This is a genomic window from Nitrococcus sp. (assembly GCF_059432795.1).
The window spans coordinates 26,409-50,705 of record NZ_JBXWZQ010000201.1; the positions used below are offsets into that span (position 1 = coordinate 26,409).

Below are 24,297 nucleotides of genomic sequence, written 5' to 3' on the forward strand. Positions count from 1 at the left end.
GATGGCGATAAACATCAATCTATTGCCCTGGCGCGAGGAGCTGCGCAAGAAGCGCGAACGTAACTTCTACGCTGCGCTGGCGGGCTCTGTGCTGCTCGGCGCCGGAGTTTGGCTGCTCACTCATATCGAGCTCGATGGCCGAATCGACTATCAGCGCGCCCGCAACGAATTGGTCAAGCAAGAGATCGCCCACCTGGAAAAGAAGATCGTCAAGATCCGTGAGCTCGAAGCGACCAAGAAAAAGCTCATTGCCCGCATGGGCGTGATCCAGAAACTCCAGCAAGGTCGGCCGCAGATCGTGCACCTCTTTCACCAGTTCGTAACGACGCTCCCCGAGGGTCTCTACCTGACCAGCCTGCAGGAGCGCGGCAGCCGCGTCACGGTCACTGGGGTCGCCGAATCGAATGCCCGGGTCTCCAACTACATGGAAAACTTGGACGGCTCGCAATGGCTGACCGACCCGGATCTGAGCGTCATCGAGGTGAAAGAGCGCAGCGGGTTTCGGACGAGCAACTTTACCTTGGCCGTGACGCAAACCCACCCGGCCGCGACCGAGAACGCTGAGGAGGGCAGCTGATGGACCTCGCCGAGCTGCGTGAGATCGATCTCAACCAACCGGGGCGCTGGCCCCTACCCGTCAAGCTCGCGGCGATGGTCATCGTATTTTCGCTGGTACTCGCCGCCGGCTGGTATTTCGACTGGCAACATCAATGGCAGGAGCTCCAGCAGACGCGCTCGCGCGAAACGGAGCTCAAAAAACAATTCGAACACAAGCAGCGCCTGGCGGCGAACCTGGGTGCCTATAAAAAGCAGCTCAAAGACATGGAGGCGTCTTTCGGGGCCATGCTCCGACAATTGCCCAGCCGCGCCGAGGTCGCGAAGCTGCTGGTGGACATCTCCCAGACGGGCTTGGCAAGCGGCCTGGAGTTCGAGCTGTTCAAACCGCTCGAGCCCATTCGCAAGGAATTCTACGCTGAACTTCCGGTCTCGATCCGGGTTCGCGGCACCTATCAAGAATTCGCCCGCTTCGTCAGTGCCGTGGCGAATCTGCCTCGGATTGTCACGCTGCACAACATCAGTATCAACCGCAAGGGATCCGGGCAAGCGTCGGGAAGCAAGACCGACGGCACGCCGCTGCGTATGGCGCTACGCGCGAAAACGTATTGGTATCTGGAGGAAGGAGGCGCTAACTGATGAGCTCATCCCCAGGCGGCCGCCGCCATCGGCCCTTCATCGTCCGTGCGGTCCTCCCTTTCGCACTCATGACGCTGTTGACGGGCTGTTCACAAGACATGGATGACCTGCGCGACTATCTGCGCCGCGTAAAGCAGCGACCCGGCGGTCCTATCGCCGCCCTCCCCGAAATGAAGCCTTTCGCCACCTTCAACTATCCGGACACGGCACTTCGCGATCCCTTCGCTCCCCTGTCCTTCGGCGAACCGGAGCAGGCAGCGGAACAGGTGGCCTCCGGTCCGAAACCGGATCCCACCCGACCGCGCGAGATACTCGAGCAGTTCCCGCTCGATTCGCTCTCATACGTCGGGACCCTGCGGCGGGAAGGTCAGCTTTGGGCGTTAATCCGCGATCCCGGCGGCACCATCCATCGCGTTCAGAACGGTGACCACATGGGCCAGCATTACGGGCGCGTCGTCGACATATCGCCTAGATCGATCGAGCTCACCGAACTCATCCCCAATCAGCAGGGGGGCTGGCTGCGGCACGAGGGATCACTGGCAATGAACGACTGATGGTCCGGACCGTACAAATGAACAAGCTTCAAGGACTGAGGGGCACCATGAGGACAATATCAACAACAGCGCTCGCTTCATCGGTCGCCCGGCGATTGGCGCCCGTGCTGCTTTTGATCATCACCGGAGCGCCGGGCACGCAGGCGGCGGACAATGTCCTTCGGCATCTGGATTATTCGACCCTGTCGGGTAACCGGGTGGAGATCACGCTTACCCTGGACCAGCCGGTGACACCACCGAAGAGTTTCAAAACCAGCAATCCGGCACGCATTGCCCTGGATTTCATGGGCGCCCGTAGCGCGCTCCCCCAACGCAGCGTGGACATCGGCATCGGCGCCATCAACTCGGTCACCACCGCCGAGGCCGGTAACCGAACGCGTGTGGTCGTAGAGCTCTCCCAAATGGTCCCCTACATGACGCAGGTGGACGGCAACGAATTCCGTATCATGCTGCAGCAGCCCACCTCCATGGTCGGCGCGGCGCAGCGCGCGGCTACCGCTCGCGCGAATGGCGCGATGGACGCGGACGATCGCAAGATTACCAAAATAGATTTCCAGGGCGGCCCCGGTGGGGCGGGAAAAATCGTCGTCAATCTTTCCGACCCCTCCACGGCCGTGGACGTGCGTCAAGAAGGTGGCAAGGTCGTGGCCGACTTCATGCGCACCAAGGTTCCGGCACGGCTGCAACGACGTCTTGATGTCACCGATTTCGCAACGCCTGTGCAGACGATTGCCACGACGCAACGCGGCGAATCGGCGCGCATCACGATTACGCCGAGCGGGACGTATGACCAGATCGCCTATCAAGCCGACGATACGTTCACGATCGAGATCAAACCGATCTCCACCGCAGAGAAAAAGCAGCGGGAGAAAAAGGCGTTCGAGTACACCGGAGAGCGCTTATCGCTGAATTTCCAGGACATCGCCGTGCGCTCGGTGCTCCAATTGCTCGCTGACTTCACCGGAACCAACCTGGTGGTAAGCGACAGCGTCACCGGCAATATCACCCTGCGCTTGCAGAACGTTCCCTGGGATCAGGCCCTGGACATCATTCTGAAAACCAAAGGTCTCGGCAAACGCCAGACCGGTAACGTCATGCTCGTGGCGCCGGCGGCGGAGATCGCCGCCCGGGAGAAACTGGAGCTGCAATCCAAGCAACAAATACAGCAGCTCGCGCCAGTGCACTCGGAGTTCCTCCAGGTCAATTACGCCAAGGCCCAGGACTTTGCCCAGCTCATCCTCGGAGGCGGTCAGAAGGGACGCTCGCTGCTCTCGGAGCGTGGCACGGTCAACGTCGATGAGCGCACCAACACACTGATCGTTCGCGATACCGAGCAGAACCTTGACGACATCCGACGTCTGGTCAACAAGCTCGACATTCCAGTGCGGCAGGTGCTGATCGAATCCCGGGTGGTCATCGCCAACGACGATTTCAGCAACGAGCTGGGCGTGCGCTTCGGCTACAGCCGCGATCAAGGCAATCTCGCGGGGGACGGCGAAGGCGCGGTCATCGGCGGCAAGCTTCCCGGAGATGTCAATTTTGGCCAGAATACTGGTTTCGAGGTGCCTGCCGGCAGCGGCAACGAGGGGCTACTGGTCGATCTGCCGGTGACCAATGCGGCCGGCGCGGTGGGCCTCGCGGTGGGCAAGATCGGCAGCTACCTCCTGCAACTCGAGCTCTCGGCCATGGAGAGCGAGAATCGCGGTGATGTCATTTCCAGCCCGCGCGTCATCACGACGAATCAAAAGGAGGCTTACATCAAGCAGGGTGTGCAAATACCTTTCCAGCGAGCCACCTCCAGTGGTGCGACCAGCGTTCAGTTCAAGGAAGCGGTTCTCGGCCTCACGGTCACACCGCAGATCACCCCGGATGATCGTATCCTGCTCGACCTACAGGTCACCAAGGACAGCCGCGGCGAAGAAACGAACGCTGGACCGGCGATCAATACCCAGGCCGTCGGCACCCAAGTCCTGGTAAGTAATGGCGAAACCGTCGTGCTCGGCGGTGTGTACGAGCGGACCAAAAATCGAACGATCAACCGCGTGCCCTTCTTCGGCGAGCTGCCGATGGTCGGCTGGCTGTTCCGCAACACGGTACGCGTCAACAACAACAGCGAGCTGCTCATTTTCGTTACGCCTAAAATCCTCAAGGAGAACATGGCGCTTTATCAATAACCCTGGACGGGCAATCGCGTGTCCTGGCGCGCCTCGCGGGCGCCGGGAGCACGGTCATGCGTGAGCAAAGCTGGCGCGCAACCCCCGTGCGGCAGATATAATGAGAATTTTGTAGAGGCGGAGGCCGGATGCCGAGCGAGGAGCGAATTTTCCTGATCGGCCCCATGGGCGCGGGTAAGAGCGCAGTCGGCCGACCTTTGGCCGAACAGCTCGGATGGCGGTTCTGGGACTCCGATCAGGTGCTGGAAGAGCGTACCGGCGTCGATATCGCGAGGATTTTTGACGTCGAGGGTGAGGCGGGCTTCCGCGCCCGGGAGGAAGCCATACTGCAGGAACTCACCCGGCACCGCCATGTTGTGCTCGCCACCGGCGGCGGTAGCGTGCTCCGCGCGAGCAACCGTAACTGCTTGCGTGAGCGCGGCATCAGCGTCTACCTGCGCACGAGCGTTGACACGCAGCTCCTCCGAACCAGACACAGCGACCGACCGCTGCTACGCACCGACGACCCGCGGGCACGCCTCCAGGAGCTGATGCTCGAGCGTACCCCGCTCTACCAAATGCTCGCGGATATCACCGTGGACACGGATCATGGCACCATTGCCGCCATCGTCGACGACATCATTCAACGACTCGGAGAGCGCGTGCGTGCCTAATCATCCTGCTCACACCGTTCATGTCGACTTGCAGGACCGCTCCTATCCCATCTACATCGATCAAGGTTTGATGGAGCAGGCCGAGTTCCTGCACCGGCATATCCCCGGCCAACAGGTGCTCGTGGTCACCAACGAGACGGTCGCTCCGCTCTACCTCGAACGCGTCTGCGCGGCTCTTGGCGGATTCGATCTCAGCTGGGTCATTCTGCCTGACGGGGAGCAGCACAAGACCCTGGAGACGACCACGCGCATCTACGACGCGCTGATCGATCACGGCTGCAACCGCTCAGCCACGCTCGTGGGCCTCGGCGGCGGTGTCGTCGGCGACATCACTGGGTTTGTGGCCGCTACTTACCAGCGGGGCGTGCACTTTATCCAGATCCCCACGACGCTGCTCGCTTTGGTGGACTCGGCGGTGGGCGGCAAGACCGGCGTGAACCACCCACGCGGCAAAAACATGATTGGTGCCTTCCACCAGCCGCGCTGCGTCCTTGCGGACACGAATGCCCTGAGCACGTTACCGGAGCGGGAATTCCGCGCCGGGATCGCCGAGGTTATCAAGTACGGCCTGATACAGGACTATGCTTTTTTCCAGTGGTTGGAGCGCCACTTGACGCAGGTAATGGCACGCGAGCCGGCGGCGCTGATGTATATCATCGAGCAGTCTTGCCGCAACAAGGCCTACGTCGTTGCAGCCGATGAGCGCGAAGCCGGCCAGCGCGCTCTGCTAAACCTGGGACATACCTTCGGCCACGCCATCGAGACGGCCACCGGCTACCGCGAGTGGTTGCATGGCGAGGCGGTTGCCGTGGGAATGTGCATGGCCGCCCACCTTTCAGCGAGCATGGGCTGGATGACCAGCAAGGCCAGCGAACGCACGGCGTCCCTGATTCAGGCGGCCGGCCTGCCCGTTTCACCGCCGCGCGTGGCACCCGAAACGCTGCGCAAGCTCATGGCGATCGATAAGAAGGCAAACAGCGGGCGACTGCGCCTGGTGTTGCTCGAAGGAATCGGCAGTGCCGTCGTCACCGATGCGTTCGATGACCAGGCGTTGGAAGCCACGCTGGAGCACTTTCTGTCCGTGGAAAGCCAGCCCTGATAACCTTCGGGCACGAGCCGAACGTCTACCCCGCTTGGCGGCCGGCCGGGACGCTGCGAGCGATCTGATCGAACGCCGAGCATCTGTCGCAGACAACCGGGCCACGATGCGAATTCGGTAGCGCTTTACAGCGTCGGGGGCTTGCCTGCACTTCCCTGGCGCTCGAATTCGGCTTGACAGTCGTAGCACCGCGCCACGGCCGGACTTGCTTGTAAGCGCGAGACGGCAATGGGGTCACCGCATTCGAGACAGTAACCGTACCGACCGTCCTCCAGTCTGCGCAAGGCCGCCTCGATGTGCTGGATGTCACGTACGTGCCGGTCGATTTCCGCAATCTCCAGATCAACCAGGAGATCGGCAACCGAGGCGTCCCCCGGATCGTGCACCTTGTCCGCCAGCACCGCGTAGGTATTCTGATCAGCGCTCAGCAGCTCGTCCCGCACGTTCGCACGCAGAGCGTGATACTCCTCTTCCAGCCTGCGCTGTAATTCCTGGCGCTGCTCACGAGTCAACGGCTCGTTCATTGCGACTCCTCCCATCCTGGCGACTGTCGCTCCTCGAACTCTGGCCGACAGCCGATCGTTCATCACCTACAGCATGATATGCTGGTCTTGAGGCGCGGGCGCAACCCGGGCCGCCATACACACGACTAGACCGAACGACTAGACCGAACGACTAGACCGATGCAATCGGAACACACGCGCCGCGGGGATATCGAGGAGCATCATTTGCGCTTGCGCAATTTGCGGCTCTCCGATTATCCCGACATCAAAGAGATTATGGACCACGTTTACTCCGACCTCGGCGGCGCTTGGAGCCGAAAACAGTTTGCCGCCCAAATCAATCGTTTTGCCGAAGGCCAGATTTGCATCGAGGACAACGGTCGAGTCATAGCCGCAGCCATCTCCATGATCGTCGAATACGATCGCTTCGGCGACAAACACACCTATCAGGAGATCACCGACCACGGCTTTCTCACTAACCATGATCCGAATGGCGACGTGCTCTACGGCGTGGATGTCTTCGTCCACCCGGATTATCGCGACATGCGACTCGGCCGGCGCCTCTACGACGCGCGCAAAGAGCTCTGTCGCAAGCTCAATTTGCGCGCCATCGTCGCGGGAGGACGAATCCCGGGTTATCAGAGGCATGCCGGGGAGCTGACGCCGGAGCAGTATATCGAGCGGGTCAAGCTGCGCGAGCTGTACGATCCCATCCTGTCGTTTCAGCTTGCCAACGATTTCCATGTCCGGCGCATCATCACCGGTTACCTGCCGGAAGATGTGGAATCGCGGGCGTACGCAACGCTCGTGCAATGGGACAACATCTTCTACGAGGCTGAGCGCACGCCGCTGATCGGCGGGCGAAAACAGACCGTGCGTGTCGGCACGGTGCAATGGCAGATGCGCCGCGTGCGCGATTTCGACGATTTGATGACACAGGTCGAGTTTTTCGTGGACGCGCTGGCCGGATACAACTGCGATCTGATTCTCTTTCCCGAGCTGTTCAATGCGCCGCTGCTGGCTCAGTTCAATCAGGACGAGCCGGCTGAGGCGATGCGCGGGCTCGCCCGCTACACCGAAGAGATGCGCGAAGCGATGCTCGGGCTGGCAGTGAGCTACAACACGAATATCATCTGCGGCAGCATGCCCGTCTACGAAAACAGCAAACTCTTCAATGTCGCCTATCTCTGCCGGCGCGACGGCACCACGGCCAATCAATACAAGCTGCACGCCACGCCGGATGAGCGCTTTTATTGGGGGGTTCAAGGAGGCGAGTCCTTGGCCGTCATCGACACCGACGTCGCTAAAATCGGCATCCTGATCTGTTACGACGTCGAATTCCCCGAGCTCGGGCGCCTCTTGGCGGACCAGGGCATGCAGATTTTGTTCGTGCCCTTCTGGACCGACACCAACAACGCCTACCTGCGTGTTCGCCGGTGCGCGCAGGCACGCGCTATCGAAAACGAGTGCTATGTAGCCATCACCGGCAGCGTCGGCAACCTGCCCCAAGTGGAGAACATCGAGATCCAGTATTCGCAAGCCGCCGTGTTCTCACCCGCGGAATTCGCTTTCCCGCATGATGGCATCGTGGCGGAGAGCACGCCCAATACCGAGATGACATTGATCGTCGATCTCGATATGGATAAGCTCAAAACGCTTCGAGCAGAGGGCTCGGTGCGCAATATCAAGGACCGACGGCTCGACCTCTATCGTATCGAGTGGCTAGACCAGCAAAACGAATGACCGCGCGCCTGGGTCTTTAGAATCGCTGGTTTGCCATCCAGGGAATGATGCGCTCGAACGCCTCTTCGATACGCTCCATGGAGTTGGAATAGCTGATGCGGATCGCATTGGCGCACGAATCACCGAACGCATCCCCGGGAATCACGCACACACCAGTCTCCTCGAGTAGCCGCAACGCCAACAAAGAACCGTCGGTTCGCGGCGGCAGCGCTGGAAAAATATAGAAGGCCCCCTGCGGCCAATAGCCGGTCAAATGCGGGGTCTCGCTGACCAGATGCACCACCCGGTCTCGTCGCCGGCGATATTCAGCCACCATCTCATCGACACAGGTGCGATCGCCGCGCAAGGCCGCCACGCCGGCCCATTGCGCCGGGGTATTCGCGACCGTGGTGGTGAACATATGATAGCGGCGCAGCTTCTTGATGGCTCCCTGGCTGGAGATAATCCAGCCGATTCTCAAGCCCGCCATACTGAAGGTCTTGGAAAAACTGCTGATCGACATAATGTGATCGAGATCCGATGTGCAGCGGATAACACTCGGATACTCCATGTCGTCGAGCAGCAGGTGATCATAGACCTCATCACTGAAAACATAGATCCCGCGGTAGGCGGCCTCCTGAACGATCGCCTCCATCGTCTCGCGCGGATAGACCGTCCCGGTGGGATTGCTCGGTGAGTTGAGCACGATGGCGAAGGTCCGCATGCTGATGGCATCGATCACCTCCTGGGGATCGATCTGGTGGCCATGCTCGGCGCGGGTGGGAATGACCTTCACCTCGCCGCCATTCATGCGGATGAGCGGCGCATAGAGCACGAAAGTCGGATCGGTTAGGATGAACTGCCGCCCTGGCGCGGCCGTGGCGCTCAACGCCAAATACATCGCCTCGGTGGCCCCGGTGGTGACGATGAAATTATCTTCCGTGAGCTCACGCTCGTAGCGGGCGCTGTAATAATCCCGGAGTGCACTGAGCAGCTCCGGCAACCCGGCATCAAGTGTATACCCCGTCTGACCCGCCTCTAGAGCTTCGATGTGCGCATCAATGATATGGCGCGGAGTGGGGAAATCCGGTTGCCCAATGGACAAATGCAGTACATCTTCCATTTTCGCCGCGGTGTTGATCATGCGGCGAATACCCGGCATCGGTATCGCCTGCAGGGACGGGCTGAACAGCGTGCCCGGCGTGGAATGAAATTCGTCGGTATCGATCAGACGCGCACCCTCGGCCATCGCGAGCCACCTCCGCTCAAATGCTGGGATCCACAGTCGAGACTAGGGCCGCCGGGAACATCGGTCAACCTGTCGCGAAAATGCCGCCGCCGGCAGTTGACCGCGACACGACGGGCTAGGTAACGTCGAATTGAAGCGGCGCGCCTCGCCGAATTCGAGGAGGCATATGGACATGGCCCAACCCACTCCCGCGAAGCCCGCGATTACGGTCTTGAGCGCCCCGGGAGATGACCTGCCGGCAAGCATTGACCGTCTCGCCGACTCGGCTACGCTACGCCAAGCCCACGATGCCCAATCGCTGCGCGAGGCATTGCCGGGCACCGACGTCCTGTGCGTGACGGACTTTCGTACGAGTGCCCTGAGTCAAGCCTGGCCGGCCGCGGATCGCCTTCAATGGATCCACGCAACCAGCGCCGGGGTGGATGCGGTACTCATTCCGGAAGTGCGCGAGAGCGATGTTGTGCTGACCAATGCACGGGGCATCTTCGATCGGCCGATCGCTGAGTATGTGCTTGGCCAGATTCTTACGTTCGCCAAAGACTTTCAACGCAACTGGGAACTCAAGCAACGCCATGAATGGCGCCACCGCGACACCGAACGCGTGCAAGGCAAACGCGCCGTGGTGGTAGGTGCCGGGGGAATCGGCCGTGAGGTGGCCCGCTTGCTTCGCGCCGTGGGAATGAGTGTCGAAGGGATCGCCCGTTCGGCACGCAGCACGGACCCGGACTTCGAGGCGGTTCACGCCGCTGATGATCTGCATGCCCGCCTGCCGGAGGCGGATTTCGTGATCATCGCCGCTCCGCTGACCCCAGCGACAAGGGGCCTGTTCGATGCCGCCGCGCTCAGATGCATGAAATCCTCGGCGCGACTGATCAATGTCGGCCGCGGCCCGCTCGTCGTTACCGAAGCTCTGGTGCAAGCGTTGCAGGAGGGTTGGATCGCCGGCGCGGCCCTGGATGTCTTCGAGGAAGAGCCGCTGCCAGCCAGCCACCCGCTGTGGGAGGCCCCGAACACCCTGCTCTCCGCCCATATGGCGGGAGACTTCCGCGGATGGCGCGAAGCGCTCATCGAGCAGTTCATCGAGCAATTCCAGCGCTGGCATCGGGGCGAGCCGCTGCACAACCTGGTCGACAAGCGTCGCGGCTACGTGCCCGCAACCAGAGAGTAGAAACATGAGCCCGAAAACTGACGATATCGCCGGCCTGACGGCCATGGAGATGCTTGAGTGTTTCGAGCGCGGCGAGCTCTCGCCCATGGAGGTTACCGAAGCGGCGCTGGAGCGAATCCAGCTGCACAACGACACCGTCAACGCCTATTGCTTCCTGGACGAGCAGACCACACGCGCCGAAGCGCGCCAGGCCCAGGAGCGCCGGCGCCGTAAACTCACCGTGGGCTTGGTCGATGGTCTGCCGGTCGCAATCAAGGACGTTTTCATGTTCCGCGGCTGGCCCACTCGCAAGGGCTCGAAAATCATTGATGAGAGCCCCTCGCCGGTTGACTCCCCAGCCGTCGCGAGCTTGCGTCGCCACGGCTTTGTCCCGCTCGGCAAGACCACTACGCCGGAGTTCGGTTGGAAGGGGGTCACCGACAGCCCGCTCTGCGGAGACACCCGCAACCCGTGGGATCCGACCAAAGGGGCCGGTGGCTCCAGTGGCGGCAGCGCCGCGGCGGTGCCCCTTGGCATGGGGGCGCTAGCGCTTGGTACCGACGCGGGCGGCTCGATCCGGATCCCGGCGAGCTTCTGCGGTGGCGTTGGTTTGAAACCGACGCAAGGGCGAGTGCCGTTCTGGCCGGCCAGCCCGTTTGGTCAACTCGCCCACCCGGGGCCGATGACCTGGACCGTGCAGGACGCGGCTCACATGATGAATGTCATCTGTGAGCCGGATGGGCGGGATACGACTTTGCCGCCGAACAAGGTCGACTTTGTCGCCGCGCTAAAGGGAGGCATCAAAGGCTGGCATGTGGCCTTCAGCCCCGCCTTGGGTTACGTCGACGTGGACCCTGAGGTGGCCGAGGCCGTGGCTCGCGCAGTGAAATGGTTCGAGGACCTCGGCGCCCACGTCGAAGAGGTGGATCCCGGCTTTGCGAATCCGCGCGAGGCCTTCGATCGGCTGTTCTACAGCGGCGCGGCGAACGCGCTGCGTACGGTTTCGGAAAGTCAGCGTCGCGAGATGGATCCCAACCTCGTGCGTGTTGCCGAGTGGGCGGAACAGCTCTCGATGCTGAGCTATCTCGCGGCAATCAATGAACGGGCTGCGCTGATCGATTGCATGAGCCGGTTTCATGAACGCTATCAGCTGCTGGTCACCCCCACTGTGCCAATCACCGCATTCGAGAGCGGATTGGAAGTACCCCCCGGCTGGCAGGATGAGCGCTGGCCCTCGTGGACGCCGTTTACGTATCCCTTCAACATGACCGGTCAACCCGCGATTTCGGTGCCCTGCGGTTTTACCCGCGCAGGATTGCCCATAGGATTACAAATAGTGGGGCCGCGTCATCGCGACGAGTGGGTGTTGCGGGCAGCGCATACCTATCAAGGCATTCAGCCCTTTACCGAACGCCGCCCTGCGCTGTTCGGTCAACCACGAGGGTGAGCGGCCCGACTCACCTCGGCAAATACAGGTCACGCCATGCTCGAATCACCATTGCTCAGTCATCTCATGGGTTACATCGACGGCAAGTGGGTCGCGGCTGACTCCGGTGAGACATTGCCGGTGTCGAATCCAGCCGACGGAACTCATCTTGCCGACATTCCCAAAATGGGCCGTGCCGAAACCCTGCGGGCCGTCGATGCCGGCGCGGTAGCGCTCGGCGAGCCGGCTACGTTGGAGCGACGCGCCCAATGGCTGCGCCAGATTACCGAGGCGTTGCACTCGCAGCGCGAGGAGATTGGTCGAATCCTTACCATGGAACACGGCAAACCGTGGAAGGAGGCACAAGCTGAAGTGGATTACGCCGCGGGCTTCTTTCGCTTCAGCGCCGATCATATCGATCAGCTCGGACCTCGCACGCTGGAAGAGCGGCCGCGCAATTGCCGCTGGAGCGTCGCGTACCGGCCGGCGGGCGTGGTGGGTTTGATCACGCCGTGGAATTTCCCGATCGGCATGATTGCCAAAAAGCTCAGTGCCGCCTTGGCAGCGGATTGTGCCTGTATCATCAAACCGTCGGCAAAAACCCCGCTCACGATGATCGCGTTGTTTTCTTTGCTGCACCGTGAGCTTGATCTCCCGCCAGGCAAAGTCAATCTGATCACCGGCCCGGCGCGGGAAATTACCGACGCCCTGTTCGAGCACCCGGCCGTACGCGTGATCAGTTTCACGGGCTCAACGGAAATCGGTCAGGAGCTCATTCGCAAGAGCGCGGACGGCATCAAGCGGCTCACGCTGGAATTGGGCGGCAACGCACCGTACATCGTCTTCGAGGATGCAGACTTGGAACAGGCCGCCGATAATCTGATCGCCAATAAATTCCGGGGCGGCGGACAAACCTGCGTTTGCGCCAACCGCGTTTTTGTCCATCGCGATGTGGCGGATTCGTTCGCTGACAAGGTGGTACAGCGGGTAAATCAAATGCGCGTCGGCAATGGGCTCGATGAGGGCACCAACCTTGGACCGCTGATCGATGACAATGCGGTCGCCAAGGTTCGGCGGCATGTGGAGGACGCGGTGAGCAAGGGCGCACGCCGGCTCGCGGGCGGGGATACCACCGGCCTGAGCGGCAGCTACTATCCCCCGACCGTTCTCATCGACGTGCCGAAGAGCGCACTTTGCAACCGTGAGGAGACCTTCGGCCCGCTCGTTCCCATCACCACGTTCCACGATGAGAACGAGGTTGTTCGCGCGGCCAATGACACCGATGCCGGCTTGGCCGCGTATGTCTTCTCGGGTGACCTCGCACGCGCCCGGCGTGTGGCCGAGCAGCTGCAGTTCGGGCATGTCGGCCTTAATACTGGAACCGGACCGACGCCGGAAGCACCTTTCGGGGGCATGAAGTGTTCGGGCTACGGGCGGGAAGGCGGTATCGAAGGCTTGCACGAGTTTGCCGAGGCGCAGACGCTGCCGAGCCCCGAATAGCTGTCACACGCTTCCACCCCGCATTTATCCGGAGCGGGCTGCGCAGCTCGAGGCGCGCTCAACGCGTCTCCTTCAGCGCCTCTTCGAACTGCTTGACCCCCCAATCGATCTGGTCAGCGGTCACGATCAGCGGCGGCAGCCAACGAACCACCTGGCCGCCGTAGGCGCCACAGCGAATGAGCAGCAGCCCGCGCTGCTCCGCCGCCTTGAGCAGCCGCCCGGCACGTTCTCCATCAGGCTTACCGCGGCTGTCGACGATGTAAACGCCTTGCATCAATCCCAACCCTCGTATATCGCCTATTTCCGGATAGTCCGGCGCAAGGCCAGTAAGATTGTGGCGTAGTTGTGCACCGCGCTGGCGAGCGTTCTCGACCAAGCCTTCCTCGCGAATAACCTCCAACGTCGCCAGCGCCGCCGCACAAGCCACCGCGTTGCCGCCGTAAGTTCCGCCTTGGGATCCGGGCCAACCGCGGTTCATGAGCTCGCCCGGTGCGGCCACGAGCGACAACGGAAAACCGCTGGCGAGCCCTTTTGCGGTTACCAGCAGATCGGGAACGGTCTCGAAGTGATCATGGCCCCAATAGCGACCCGTGCGGCCATTACCCGCCTGCACCTCGTCTACGACGAGAAGCATTCCATGGTGATCGCAGCGCTCCCGCAGACCCTGCATGAAGGTCCGGTTCGCCGGAACGTAGCCGCTCTCGCCCTGCACTGGCTCGACCAACATACCAGCCGTCTCGCGGGGAACGCTGTACGTCTGGAGTATGTGGTCGAGCTCGCGAAGGCAAAACCGGCTGGTCGTCTCTTCGTCCCAACCGTACCAATAAGTGTCGGGAAACGGGGCCACTACAACGCCGCCCATCATGGGTTGCAGGCCGGCGCGGATGGGCGCGCTGGAGGTGGTCATCGACAATGACCCCATCGTTCGGCCGTGGAACCCCCCGCGAAAGGCAATCATATTCGGCTTGCCCGTCGCTTGGCGGCAGAGCCGCAACGCCGCCTCGATCGCCTCGGTGCCGGCACTGGCATACAAGAAGCTGTCAATGCGGCCCGGCATGAGCTCTCCGAGCCGCTCTGAGAGCTCCAGGATACGGGGATGGCGCACGATGGCGTATTGTCCGTGAATCAGCTCCGCGACCTGCTGCTGTGCTGCCTCGACCACGCGAGGATGGCAATGGCCCGTGCTGGTGACACCGATTCCCGAGGTGAAATCCAGATAGCGATCGCCGTGTTGATCGAAGAGGTAGGCCCCTTCGCCTCGAACGGCCAGAATATCGCTGGATTGCTTTAGCAGCGGCGACAGACGGCCAATGTGCTCGCTCATTTATGCCTCCCTCGGCCAACCCGTGGTCTCGTTGCGCAGCAGCGCACATCGCGCTTTGGCTGCATCGACGAGCGAGCCGTGGCTCATTCGACGACTCGCCAGCCACCATCGCTGCGTAGCTACGCGCCCGGCGCTCACCCAAGCCGCCTGATCACCGCCTCTCCCACCTCAGTGGTCGATCTGGGACGCAGGCCGTACTCACGCAAATCCATCGCCACCGCCTCACGTAGTCTGCGAGCCTGGTCAGCCACCGCTGCATCCTCCTCACCCATCCATTCGAGCATCATGGCCGCCGTGAGCAACATCGCTTGGGGACCCGCTTGGTTTCGGCCCGCGATGTCCGGCGCGCTACCGTGCGTCGGCTCGAACATGGGCGGCTGACTGCGATCGCCCGGATTGAGGTTGCACGAGGGAGCGACACCCATGCCACCGGAGAGCACGGCGGCCAGGTCGGTCAGAATATCACCGTGCAAATTGCTCGCCACCACGACGTCGAAACGCCAAGGCGCCGTCACGAATTTCATACACGCGGCGTCGACCAGCTCGTGATGAGTAGCCACGTCCGGGTACTCGCGCGCCACGCTCGCGAAAACCTCCGAGTACATCTCGCCCCAATAACGAAGCGCATTACGCTTGGTAATCAGGCACACCTCGCTTCTGGCGAGCCCTCCACCGGGCAGCGTAAACTCGCGGTCCCGACGACTGCCCGCCGAACGCTCCGCCGCTCTAAGGCGGGCACGTTGGAAAGCATGGTGGAAAATGCGCTTCGCGCCGCCATGGGTGAAAACCTCAATCTGAGTGGCAACCTCCCGCGGCGTGCCCGGCGCCAGCCGGCCGCCTTGCCCCACGTACTCGCCCTCACTGTTCTCACGAACCACGAGCACGTCGGTCGTCTCGGCCCTGGCATCGGCCAAGTACTGAGGCGCTCCCTGAAAGTGCAACGCCGGTCGTTCGCAAGCCCATTGATCGAATCCCTTGCGGATCTCCAGCAACGGCGATAACGCGACGGCGTCCGGCAGGAGGTAGCGGTGTGCGTCATCGGCAGGCCCGGGATCACCCAGCGCGCCCAGCAGAATCGCATCAAACGCTCCCAGCCTCTGGTGCCAGTCGGCAGGCCACATCTCACCGTGAGTTCGATGCCAGGAGTGCGACGGCCACAGAAGCTCGGTCAGCTCCAGCTGCAGCTCGCCTCCCGTGCTCAATGCCTCGAGCGCTTCGAGGGTTACCGCCATCACCTCGGGGCCGATGCCGTCGCCCGGCAGCACGGCCACCTTCCAACCCGATCGCCTGCCCATAGTCCCTTATCAAACTGCTTTTTTCCACCATAGCAGACTAGAACGAAGGTGGCACAGTAGCTGAGTGCTGAGCGGCCGCTCCCGTCGAGTTTCGATGACTCGTTATCCTGGTTCGCGGGCGGCACCTGCCAGGGTGTGCATCGAGCCTGACTGGGGGGATTGCGCACAGAGCTGCAACACCCGGCAGGCGATCTCGTCCAGCGCCAGGACGAAATCGGCGGCCCCCAAGCGCACGGCCGCCCCCGGCATGCCCCATACCACACTGCTGCGCTCGTCCTGAGCCAAGGTCGGGGCCCCGGCTTGTTGCATCTCCTTCAGACCACGCGCGCCGTCCTCGCCCATACCTGTAAGAAGTACGCCGACGCCGTTGAAACCGACGTTCTGTGCAACCGAACGAAAGAGGACATCCACGCTCGGGCGGTGACGGTTGACCGGCGAGCCCTCGCTCAACCGGCACACATTGCGGGCGCCGTCCTGTTCGACCAGAAGGTGCAACCCACCCGGGGCGATGTAGGCATGCCCGGGAAGGATTTGCTGACCGTCCGCCGCCTGGCAGACGGACATGGCCGATATCGAGTTCATCCGTGCCGCGAAAGGTGCACTGAATGCTGCCGGTATGTGCTGCGTGATGACGATCGCCGGCGCATCTGGCGGCATGGTCGCCAATATGGTCTTGATTGCCTCGGTTCCGCCTGTCGATGCGCCGATAGCGATCATCCGGTCGGTCGTGCGGAATCGTCGCGGCGACGCACGTGCCCCGATCACCGCGTCGGCCGTGTACTTCGGGACCACCGCCGGCTGGCGCCGGCTGACGTTGAGCCGTCCGACCCGGGCCCGAGCGGCGGTGCGCACTTTTCCTACGATCTCCTCACTGTAGTCGCGAAGACTGCCGGAAATGTCCGTGCGCGGCTTGGCGACGAAATCGACCGCCCCCAGCTCGAGGGCGCGCAACGTCACCTCGGCGCCCAGCTCGGTCAGCGAGGAAACCATTACCACGGGCATGGGGCGCAGCCGCATCAGATTCTCAAGGAACGTGACACCATCCATCTTCGGCATTTCCACGTCCAGCGTCAGCACATCCGGGTCGAGTTGCTTGATCCGCTGCCTCGCCACATACGGATCCGAGGCGGTACCGACGACCTCCATATCCGGTTGCGCATCGAAGATCTGGGTGAGTATCTGCCTGACCAAAGCCGAATCATCGACGATTAGCACACGAATCGGTTTCATGGGGCGCCACCTCCGAGCAAATCGATCTCACCGGTCACCGGCTGCCTCTGCAATGCACGCAGGTAGGCATGCTCACGCTGCGCGACATCCGTATCCTGCAAGGCCGCGAGCCGCCGAACCAAAGCCTTGCCGGTGTGCGGGAAGTACTGCAGGTGGCGTGGCGATGACCCGCCCACATCCGCCGCCACCAGTGACAGGCCCTCGCGCGCGAGATACTCACGGACGAATCGGATATTGCTCTCGCCGATATCGCGCATCCGCGCGAGCACCTTGCTGCCGCCGAAGATTTTCACTTCCAAGCGCTCCCAGCTGCCGCCGTATTTCAGGATATCGTTGATTAACTGCTCCATAGCGGCGGCGCCGTACCGCGTCGCCCGGCCAAGCGAGCCGCCCCACCGAGCGCCCTCGGCGCCCGAGGCGGGCAGCAGGAAGTGGTTCATGCCACCGATTCCGAGTTTCACATCGCGTATACATGCCGCCACGCAGGAACCGAGCACAGTGGCCAGAACCTCCTGCCCAGTGGTCACGTAGTACTCGCCGGGCAGAATCTTCGCGATGGTCCTGCCCTTGTCGCGATAGCGTCCTATATGATCGAAACCGGGCAACCCGGTCATCCGATCGGCGATGGCGCCAAGCGCCCGCTGCGGCAGTGGTTTCAGCATTACGCCTCGCCCTTCCTGTATATTGTCTTGCCGATCGGTCGAAAACGCTCCGTCAAACCGTAGAGCGACTCGGAATGGCCGATAACCAGATGGCCCTCGGGGGCGGTCAACTCGGCAAAGCGCCCGATGAGCCGCTCCCTGCGTTCCTTGTCGAAATAGATGATGACGTTGCGGCAGAAGATCACATCGAAAGGCCCTTTCATGGGCCATGGGCCCATCAGATTGAGACGCGCGAATCGCACGTGATCGCGCAACTCCTCGACCACCTGGATCTGATCGGGCGACTTCCCCCCGGCGCCGTTAAACCAGCGACGGCGTCGCTCCAACGGAATCGGGTCGAGCCGGTCCCTGCGGTATACTCCTTCCCGGCCCACCGCGATGACCTGCTGATCGAGGTCGGTTGCAAGCACTTTGACATCCCAGGACTGACCCGCGGGAAGCGCTTCGAGCACCGCTATCGCAATCGAGTACGGCTCCTCCCCCGTCGAGCAACCTGCTGACCAGATACGGATACGGCGAGTGGCAGCGTTGCGCACCAGTAGCTCGGGAATGACGCGTTCGGCCAGGAAGACGAAATGATGAGCTTCGCGGAAGAAGGCGGTGACGTTCGTGGTGAGCGCACTGATCAACTCGGCGAGCTCACGCTCCGGATAGTCGCGTACCTGCTCGCAATACGCCGCTATGCTCGAAAGCCCCAGCTGGCGTACACGCTTGGAGAGGCGGCCGAGCACCATCGAGCGCTTCTGCTCGGTGATCTGAATACCCGCATGCTCGGCGATGAGCGCCTGAATATAACGAAAGTCAGCCTCGCTGATCGCTTCCGTCGAATAACTGGGTGCGCCCGCCGCTAGCATCATGCACTCTCACTTCCCGGCCCGGTCATTCTCGCTACGGTGCCGGACGATCCGCCGTCGAACCCTACGTCCGAGCCGACGGCTCGTCCGGCGCCAACGATTCAAACGCCGTGGTCAGAACTCCTGCAAAATACCGTGGTCGTCGCCGTTGTAGCGCGCCGCGGAACTTTTGCCGTTAGGCCGGGCGGCACTGTGCTGTGAGCGCTGCTGGCTCGCGTTGTGCCCAGAGTGCGCGCTCAAACGGGCCTGCGGCGCCTTAGCCTTGGAATGCTCGCGCACCGGACTTGGCGTTTGCTCGCCAGTGGGGATGGCGGTCGCCTCCTTTGCGAACCGGAAGTATCCGAGACGGTCACGCAGTTCTATAGCCTGCTGCGACATGGAGTGGCTGGCCGCCGCCGTCTGCTCGACCAGCGCCGCGTTCTGCTGGGTCACCTCATCCATTTGCATGACGGCATTGTTGACCTGATCGATGCCGGCGGACTGCTCCTGGCTGGCGGCCGAGATTTCCGCCACGATATCGGATACCTTCTTGATACCCTCCATGATCTCCTTGAGCGTTGCGCCGGAACGATCCACGAGCGCGCTACCCGCCTCGACCTTGCTGCCGCTGTCCTGGATCAGTTCCTTGATCTCCTTGGCAGCACCGGCGCTACGTTGGGCGAGGCTGCGGACCTCGCTTGCCACCACCGCGAAGCCCCGGCCCTGATCGCCGGCACGAGCCGCCTCCACCGCGGCATTGAGCGCCAGCAGGTTGGTCTGGAATGCGATCTCATCGATTACACCGATGATCTCGGAGATCTTCTGGCTCGAATGGTTGATATCCTGCATGGCGGAAATCGCCTCCGAGACCACCGATCCGCCCCGCTCGGCCTGCTCCCTCGCGCTCATGGCGAGCTGATTTGCTCGGCTTGCATTGTCCGAATTCTGTTTCACCGTGGCCGTCATCTCCTCCATGCTGGAGGCGGTCTCCTCGAGCGCCGCCGCCTGCTCCTGCGTGCGCTGGGAGAGATCGTCGATGCCGCTGGAGATCTCTTGCGAACCATGAGCAATGGCGTCAGGGCCACCCTGCATGTCACCGAGGATGTCCGTCAGCTTGGCCTGCATCACCCGAAGGGATGCCAACAGCTCGCCGACCTCGTCCTGAGATGCCTGATCGATGGTGATGGACAGATCGCCCTCACTGATGCTCTTGGCAACCGCACTGGCATTTGACAACGGCGCGGTGATGCGCTTTTTGAAGATGTAATAGGCAAAAGCCATGACAGCCAGCGCAAGTACGATGACTGCGAGCACCACCCATTGGCTGGTGCGCATGCCAGCGGCGAGCGCATCATCGATGTTGGAATCGACCTCCAGAACGCCACCCAACTCGCCAAGCTGCCAGTCACGCTTGGCGGAGTCCGTGCGCGAATTGTGACAGTCGACACAGCTCTGGCTGCTCATCTTGTCGGGCATACCCACGCGCACGATTTTCTTGCCGTTCACTTCCACCGTCTTGGTGTAGATGCCGTCGGGATTGTTCTTCAGATAGGCCCACGCTTCCTGGTTGAACTCATCGAGGGCACGACCCTTGCGATTCGGAAACGGATAAGGACTATAGAGCTGCAGCGTGGTGCCCTCGTTCCGCAACAGCTCGCTCATGTCGAGGATGACGGTGGCCGGCAGCGGCAACGTTTGGTCACGCTTGTGGTTTTCCGAGAATTCAACGTCGCCGCGATCGCCCAGTTTTTTTACCACATTCTCGGTATAGTATTGACGTAACGTCTTGAACTGGGTGACCGTTTCCTTGGCGTTTGCCACGGCTCCATCAATGGCGCTCTGCTTGAGCAGATTCGGCACAAAAAACCCCATCGCGATAATGCAAATCACGAAGAGCACACCGGTCGGCAAGGCAAACTTCCAAAAAAGACTTTTGTTGAAGAAACCCATTGTCAACTCCTTTTGACGGCCGTTGCCGTCCCGCCTGTCCAGTCCGACGGACCATGAGGCATGGCGTCGAGACATCCAAATTACCTTCAGAAGATCGATTCGCTCGTCCCCCGCATGCGCAGGGATACCCGAAACCCCGCCATCGTCCTGGAACGGTTAATCGACGCTGGCCGCGAAACCGCCGCCAGCGAGGCGGCGCCCGCCCCGGCACCCGAGCGCAGCTCGCCTGTCGGGGAGCGTTTTCCCGTTCCCGTCGATCGCCCTGCGCCGGCTCACTCCTTATTGTTATCGGAACGTCTCACGCGAACTTGAAGGCTTGCGAGCACGGCCCAAAAGCATCCCTTGGCAAAACTGCGTGGCCACTGCCAGCGCGTTTCGCCGCAGATCCCGCTTCTTTGCGATATCAGCCAACGGCAGGTTGGGCGCTCACCGGGAACTCAGGCGGAGTTGAGAGCCGTTTCCGGACTCTCCACGGCCGCGGCAAGCTGCTTTTCGTTCATTAGTTGATCGATATCGAGCAGCATCACCATCTTCTCGCCAATGGTCGCAAGCCCGGTGATGAATTCCGGGTTCGCGCTTTTGCCCATTTCCGGCGGACCCTGAATGTCGGAAGGCGGCACTTCCAGGACATCCGAGACGCCGTCGACGACGATGCCGAAATTGCGCTTGCCCAGGGATGAATCCGCCGCCAGCACGATGGTGACGGTCACGGAGGTATACTCCACCGCCTCCAGGCTCAATCGCAGGCGCAGATCGATGATCGGCACGATGGCACCCCTGAGGTTCAGAACACCCAACAGGAACGGCGGGGATTTCGGAATTCGCGTCACCGACGTCCAGCCACGTATTTCCCGCACGCGGAGAATCTCTACTGCATAATGTTCGCCGGCAAGCATGAACGTGAGGTATTGCGATCCCTTCTCTTGCGCCGCACCGCCCTGCGCTGTGGACGCTGTTTGCTGCTCGGTCTGCGTTGGCATGTCTGTTTCCCCTTTCAATATCCAGCAACGAATGCGTGGCGGTTCAGGCGGTTTCTCGCCTCTCGGCGATCCGAATCAGCTCTGGAATATCCAGGATCAAAGCGATCGAACCGCCGCCGAGAATAGTGGCGCCCGAGATCCCCTCGACCTTTTGGTAGTTTTCCTCCAGCGATTTGATGACGATCTGCTGCTGTCCCAGCAGGTCATCCACAACGATGCCCAGATGGCACTCGTCGTTTTCCACGATGACAATCAAGCCCTCGGTTAGCGCCCGCCTGTGGATGCGGGTACCAAGAAGCTCGTCCAGGCGTAGAACCGGCACGTATTTATCCCGAAACAGGAGAAGCTCGTTGCGAGCGCCCACATTGGCGATCAACTCGGGTTTTGGCTGCAATGACTCGACGATCGAAGCGAGCGGAATAATGTAGCGCTCGTCGCCGAGCACAACGGATTGACCGTCCATGATCGCCATCGTCAGTGGCAGCACGATGCTGAACGTCGTACCTAACCCCGGTTGACTGCTGACTTCGACGGATCCACCGAGCGCTCGGATGTTCCTACGCACCACATCCATACCCACGCCGCGCCCGGATAGGTCCGTTGTTTTATCGGCAGTGGACAGACCGGGATGAAATATGAGATCGCAGATGGCCTCATCGCTGAGTTCCTCGTCTCCGACGAGACCAGCGGAACGCGCTTTGCCGAGGATTTTCTCGCGGTCGAGCCCCGCCCCATCGTCGCTCAAGCAAATACGGATTCGGCCGCTCTTGTGACAGGCCTCGAGATCGAGCTGGCCGGTTTCGGGCTTGCCGAGCTGACGCCTCCTTTCGGGCGTCTCGATGCCATGATCGATGGCATTTCGCAGCAGATGCACCAGCGGATCGCTGATCTTCTCCAGCACGCCCTTGTCGAGCTCGGTCTGCTCGCCGCAGAGCGTGAGCTGCACGCGCTTGTCCAATTTGCGCCCGAGATCGCGAACCATTCTGGGAAAGCGAGCAAAGACGACATTGACCGGCAACATACGCATCCGCATGACGCTCTCCTGCAACTCCCGCGTATTGCGCTCGAGCTGCTCCAGACCAACTTGCAGCCGACCGGCCTCGGCTGCGTCCGCGCCGCTGGCAAGCGTGTTGAGCATGGACTGGATTATCACCAGCTCCCCAACCCGGTTGATGAGGTCGTCGAGCTTGTCGGTACTGACCCGGATCGAACCACTCTCGGCGAATGCTGCCGCAGGAGCGTCCGTCGGCGACTCCGCAATGCGGTCGCGCGGCGGCTCGCCGCTCGGTCGGAACGCCGACGGCCTCAATGTCGAGGCGTCGGCGGCTTCAATCGGCTCGATCGCCACGCGACAATCATCCGCCACCCAGGTAAAAATCTCTTCCACGGCGGTTTGGTCGATTTTGCCCTGAACTTCAAGCTCCCAGCTCAGATAGCAATGCTCCGGGCGCATAGCCGTAAGCGAGGGTAGCCGGCCAATGTCCGCGCGGCACGCCAGCGTGCCGAGCCGCTCCAACTCGGCGAACAGACGCACGACGTCATTGCCTTGCTGGAGCAACTCGAGGTGCGGTCTGAAATCGATGCGCCAGCCGCCCGCCGAGAGCGCCGCGCCGCAAACGTGGCCGGCCTCGAGCGCAGAGGCAGAGACGCCCGCCGTCCCCCTTTCGGACCCAAGGCTCTCTTGCGCTCCCGTCGCACGCAGCAACTGCTCGAGCTCGGATTGCAACGCCTCGATCGGCTGCGGATCGACGCTCCCGCCCTGCTGCATGCCGAGCAGTAGAGCGCGCAGCAGATCGATTGCCTTCAGCAACTGATCAATGCCTTGCTGGCTCACTGCCAACCGACCACCGCGCAGCGCATCGAGATACGTTTCCACGGCGTGTGTGAAAGACGTAACCTGCGCGAACCCGAAAATGGCCGCCGCTCCCTTGATCGAATGGGCAGCCCGGAAGATCGTGTTTACAAGCTCCGCCTCCGCTTTGCCCGGGCTGAGCTTGAGCAACGCGAGTTCCATTGACTCGAGCGCTTCGAAACTCTCGTCAAAAAACGTTGCGTGGAATTGGGCGAGATCGAGACTCATGACGCCAAACCGGCTATGCCGCTTATGAACCCCATGAGCGGATCCGCTCCGAGGAGCTTGCCCACCCAAGTCGTCGTGCCCGCCTCGCAAACCACCGGTTCGCGCTTTGCTGCCCGCCTGGCGATCAGCAAAACAGCGGGTATCGAGCGGCCGTGAGGGCGCTCACTAAGGGGTACATGGTTCAGGGCACTGGCGCACCGGTGTGGCACGTTGCGAGCTATCCGTAGCCGATCGGCCAGTGCGAGCGCAGCAATTGCGTCGCTCGCCGCGATGCCATCGTGCCTGACCGCTTGCATCGACACGGTTACCACGGTACGCATCGAAACCCGATCATTCACCGCCAAAATGCTTGCCATCGCCTCCACCTGCGGTCCACGGCCAGAGGGTGATATCCCCTACTCCAGCGCCAGCACCAGCACCTCATCGAGTCCCAGCAGCCGAGCCGCCGTCGTGAAAGCTTCCGAGGGGGTTTCCCACTCCACCGCGACGCCGCGTTGTCGGCCCTCGAGGACGAACGCGCAGAGCAGTTGCAGCGTCGCCGTGTCGATGTGAACCACATCCGCCGCCACGAGGCGGACTCTGGCACAGCGGTTCAAACCGTCGAGGAGCTTGGTGTGTAAGCCAGTCACGTCGCCGATGGTCTGCTCCGGCATCAACGTAACCACCGAAGTGGCTGTTCCCCGGCTTTTGACGTCGTTGCCTGTTGGCATTTTTTGTACCCA

The 24,297-nt window shown here is 61.8% G+C and carries 21 protein-coding genes; 10 read left to right on the top strand and 11 right to left on the bottom strand.

Translation table 11 applies throughout. The features are described 5' to 3' along the window. Nucleotide 1 precedes the first annotated feature (1 nt). The 6 genes from AC52Q4_RS13950 (at nt 2) to aroB (ending at nt 5,674) form a co-directional block, all read left to right on the top strand. On the top strand, nt 2-577 hold the full coding sequence (locus AC52Q4_RS13950; protein WP_495537400.1) for a PilN domain-containing protein: 576 nt from the start codon (nt 2-4) through the stop codon (nt 575-577). Then, on the top strand, nt 577-1,194 hold the full coding sequence (locus AC52Q4_RS13955; RefSeq protein WP_495537401.1) for a type IV pilus inner membrane component PilO: 618 nt from the start codon (nt 577-579) through the stop codon (nt 1,192-1,194). Before AC52Q4_RS13950 ends, AC52Q4_RS13955 begins: the two co-directional genes overlap by 1 nt. Next, nucleotides 1,194-1,748, top strand: coding sequence for a pilus assembly protein PilP (locus tag AC52Q4_RS13960; protein ID WP_495537402.1), 555 nt, complete (start codon nt 1,194-1,196; stop codon nt 1,746-1,748). The genes AC52Q4_RS13955 and AC52Q4_RS13960 overlap by 1 nt, the downstream gene beginning before the upstream one ends. 47 nt (nt 1,749-1,795) lie before the next feature. Then, nucleotides 1,796-3,922 carry a type IV pilus secretin PilQ gene (locus AC52Q4_RS13965; RefSeq protein WP_495537403.1) on the top strand — a complete coding sequence of 709 codons (2,127 nt, stop codon included), beginning with the start codon at nt 1,796-1,798 and terminating at the stop codon, nt 3,920-3,922. A gap of 128 nt (nt 3,923-4,050) precedes the next feature. Continuing rightward, complete coding sequence (aroK, locus tag AC52Q4_RS13970) at nt 4,051-4,575, top strand: shikimate kinase AroK (protein WP_495537404.1); 525 nt, start codon at nt 4,051-4,053, stop codon at nt 4,573-4,575. Then, complete coding sequence (gene aroB, locus AC52Q4_RS13975) at nt 4,568-5,674, top strand: 3-dehydroquinate synthase (RefSeq protein WP_495537405.1); 1,107 nt, start codon at nt 4,568-4,570, stop codon at nt 5,672-5,674. Before aroK ends, aroB begins: the two co-directional genes overlap by 8 nt. 125 nt (nt 5,675-5,799) lie before the next feature. Here aroB and AC52Q4_RS13980 read toward each other — a convergent pair whose 3' ends face one another. After that, a complete protein-coding gene (locus AC52Q4_RS13980) occupies nt 5,800-6,198 on the bottom strand; it encodes a TraR/DksA family transcriptional regulator (RefSeq protein WP_495537406.1) in 399 nt (132 codons plus the stop codon). 159 nt (nt 6,199-6,357) lie between these two features. Here AC52Q4_RS13980 and AC52Q4_RS13985 point away from each other — a divergent pair, with 159 nt between their 5' ends. Then, on the top strand, nt 6,358-7,920 hold the full coding sequence (locus tag AC52Q4_RS13985) for a GNAT family N-acetyltransferase (RefSeq protein ID WP_495537407.1): 1,563 nt from the start codon (nt 6,358-6,360) through the stop codon (nt 7,918-7,920). Nucleotides 7,921-7,936: 16 nt separating this feature from the next. On the opposite strand, the gene AC52Q4_RS13990 is transcribed toward AC52Q4_RS13985, so the two are convergent. Further along, nucleotides 7,937-9,148 carry a pyridoxal phosphate-dependent aminotransferase gene (locus tag AC52Q4_RS13990; protein ID WP_495537408.1) on the bottom strand — a complete coding sequence of 404 codons (1,212 nt, stop codon included), beginning with the start codon at nt 9,146-9,148 and terminating at the stop codon, nt 7,937-7,939. Between the two features lie 172 nt (nt 9,149-9,320). Here AC52Q4_RS13990 and AC52Q4_RS13995 point away from each other — a divergent pair, with 172 nt between their 5' ends. The 3 genes from AC52Q4_RS13995 to AC52Q4_RS14005 are packed head-to-tail and all read left to right on the top strand — an operon-like array spanning nt 9,321 to nt 13,221. Then, the gene (locus tag AC52Q4_RS13995; RefSeq protein ID WP_495537409.1) at nt 9,321-10,316 is read left to right on the top strand and encodes a D-2-hydroxyacid dehydrogenase; all 996 of its coding nucleotides are present in this window, start codon (nt 9,321-9,323) and stop codon (nt 10,314-10,316) included. 4 nt (nt 10,317-10,320) lie between these two features. Continuing rightward, nucleotides 10,321-11,742: an amidase gene (locus tag AC52Q4_RS14000; protein ID WP_495537410.1), complete on the top strand. Its 1,422-nt coding sequence runs from the start codon at nt 10,321-10,323 to the stop codon at nt 11,740-11,742. Between the two features lie 36 nt (nt 11,743-11,778). Next, the gene (locus AC52Q4_RS14005) at nt 11,779-13,221 is read left to right on the top strand and encodes an NAD-dependent succinate-semialdehyde dehydrogenase (RefSeq protein ID WP_495537411.1); all 1,443 of its coding nucleotides are present in this window, start codon (nt 11,779-11,781) and stop codon (nt 13,219-13,221) included. Nucleotides 13,222-13,279: 58 nt separating this feature from the next. On the opposite strand, the gene AC52Q4_RS14010 is transcribed toward AC52Q4_RS14005, so the two are convergent. The 9 genes from AC52Q4_RS14010 to AC52Q4_RS14050 all read right to left on the bottom strand — a co-directional run. After that, complete coding sequence (locus AC52Q4_RS14010; protein ID WP_495537412.1) at nt 13,280-14,545, bottom strand: aspartate aminotransferase family protein; 1,266 nt, start codon at nt 14,543-14,545, stop codon at nt 13,280-13,282. A 134-nt stretch (nt 14,546-14,679) separates the two neighbouring features. Further along, nucleotides 14,680-15,840 (bottom strand): isocitrate/isopropylmalate dehydrogenase family protein, encoded by a 1,161-nt coding sequence (locus AC52Q4_RS14015; protein ID WP_495537413.1) that lies wholly within the window; start codon nt 15,838-15,840, stop codon nt 14,680-14,682. Nucleotides 15,841-15,942: 102 nt separating this feature from the next. Continuing rightward, nucleotides 15,943-17,070 carry a protein-glutamate methylesterase/protein-glutamine glutaminase gene (locus AC52Q4_RS14020; protein WP_495537414.1) on the bottom strand — a complete coding sequence of 376 codons (1,128 nt, stop codon included), beginning with the start codon at nt 17,068-17,070 and terminating at the stop codon, nt 15,943-15,945. Next, complete coding sequence (locus AC52Q4_RS14025; RefSeq protein ID WP_495537415.1) at nt 17,067-17,732, bottom strand: chemoreceptor glutamine deamidase CheD; 666 nt, start codon at nt 17,730-17,732, stop codon at nt 17,067-17,069. Before AC52Q4_RS14025 ends, AC52Q4_RS14020 begins: the two co-directional genes overlap by 4 nt. Beyond that, a complete protein-coding gene (locus AC52Q4_RS14030; protein ID WP_495537416.1) occupies nt 17,732-18,589 on the bottom strand; it encodes a CheR family methyltransferase in 858 nt (285 codons plus the stop codon). Before AC52Q4_RS14030 ends, AC52Q4_RS14025 begins: the two co-directional genes overlap by 1 nt. A gap of 111 nt (nt 18,590-18,700) precedes the next feature. Continuing rightward, the gene (locus AC52Q4_RS14035; protein ID WP_495537417.1) at nt 18,701-20,515 is read right to left on the bottom strand and encodes a methyl-accepting chemotaxis protein; all 1,815 of its coding nucleotides are present in this window, start codon (nt 20,513-20,515) and stop codon (nt 18,701-18,703) included. 437 nt (nt 20,516-20,952) lie between these two features. After that, the gene (locus tag AC52Q4_RS14040) at nt 20,953-21,495 is read right to left on the bottom strand and encodes a chemotaxis protein CheW (RefSeq protein ID WP_495537418.1); all 543 of its coding nucleotides are present in this window, start codon (nt 21,493-21,495) and stop codon (nt 20,953-20,955) included. Nucleotides 21,496-21,538: 43 nt separating this feature from the next. Next, a complete protein-coding gene (locus AC52Q4_RS14045) occupies nt 21,539-23,575 on the bottom strand; it encodes a chemotaxis protein CheA (RefSeq protein ID WP_495537419.1) in 2,037 nt (678 codons plus the stop codon). Nucleotides 23,576-23,970: 395 nt separating this feature from the next. After that, the coding region (locus AC52Q4_RS14050) for an STAS domain-containing protein (protein WP_495537420.1) at nt 23,971-24,297 on the bottom strand (327 nt) is incomplete at its 5' end.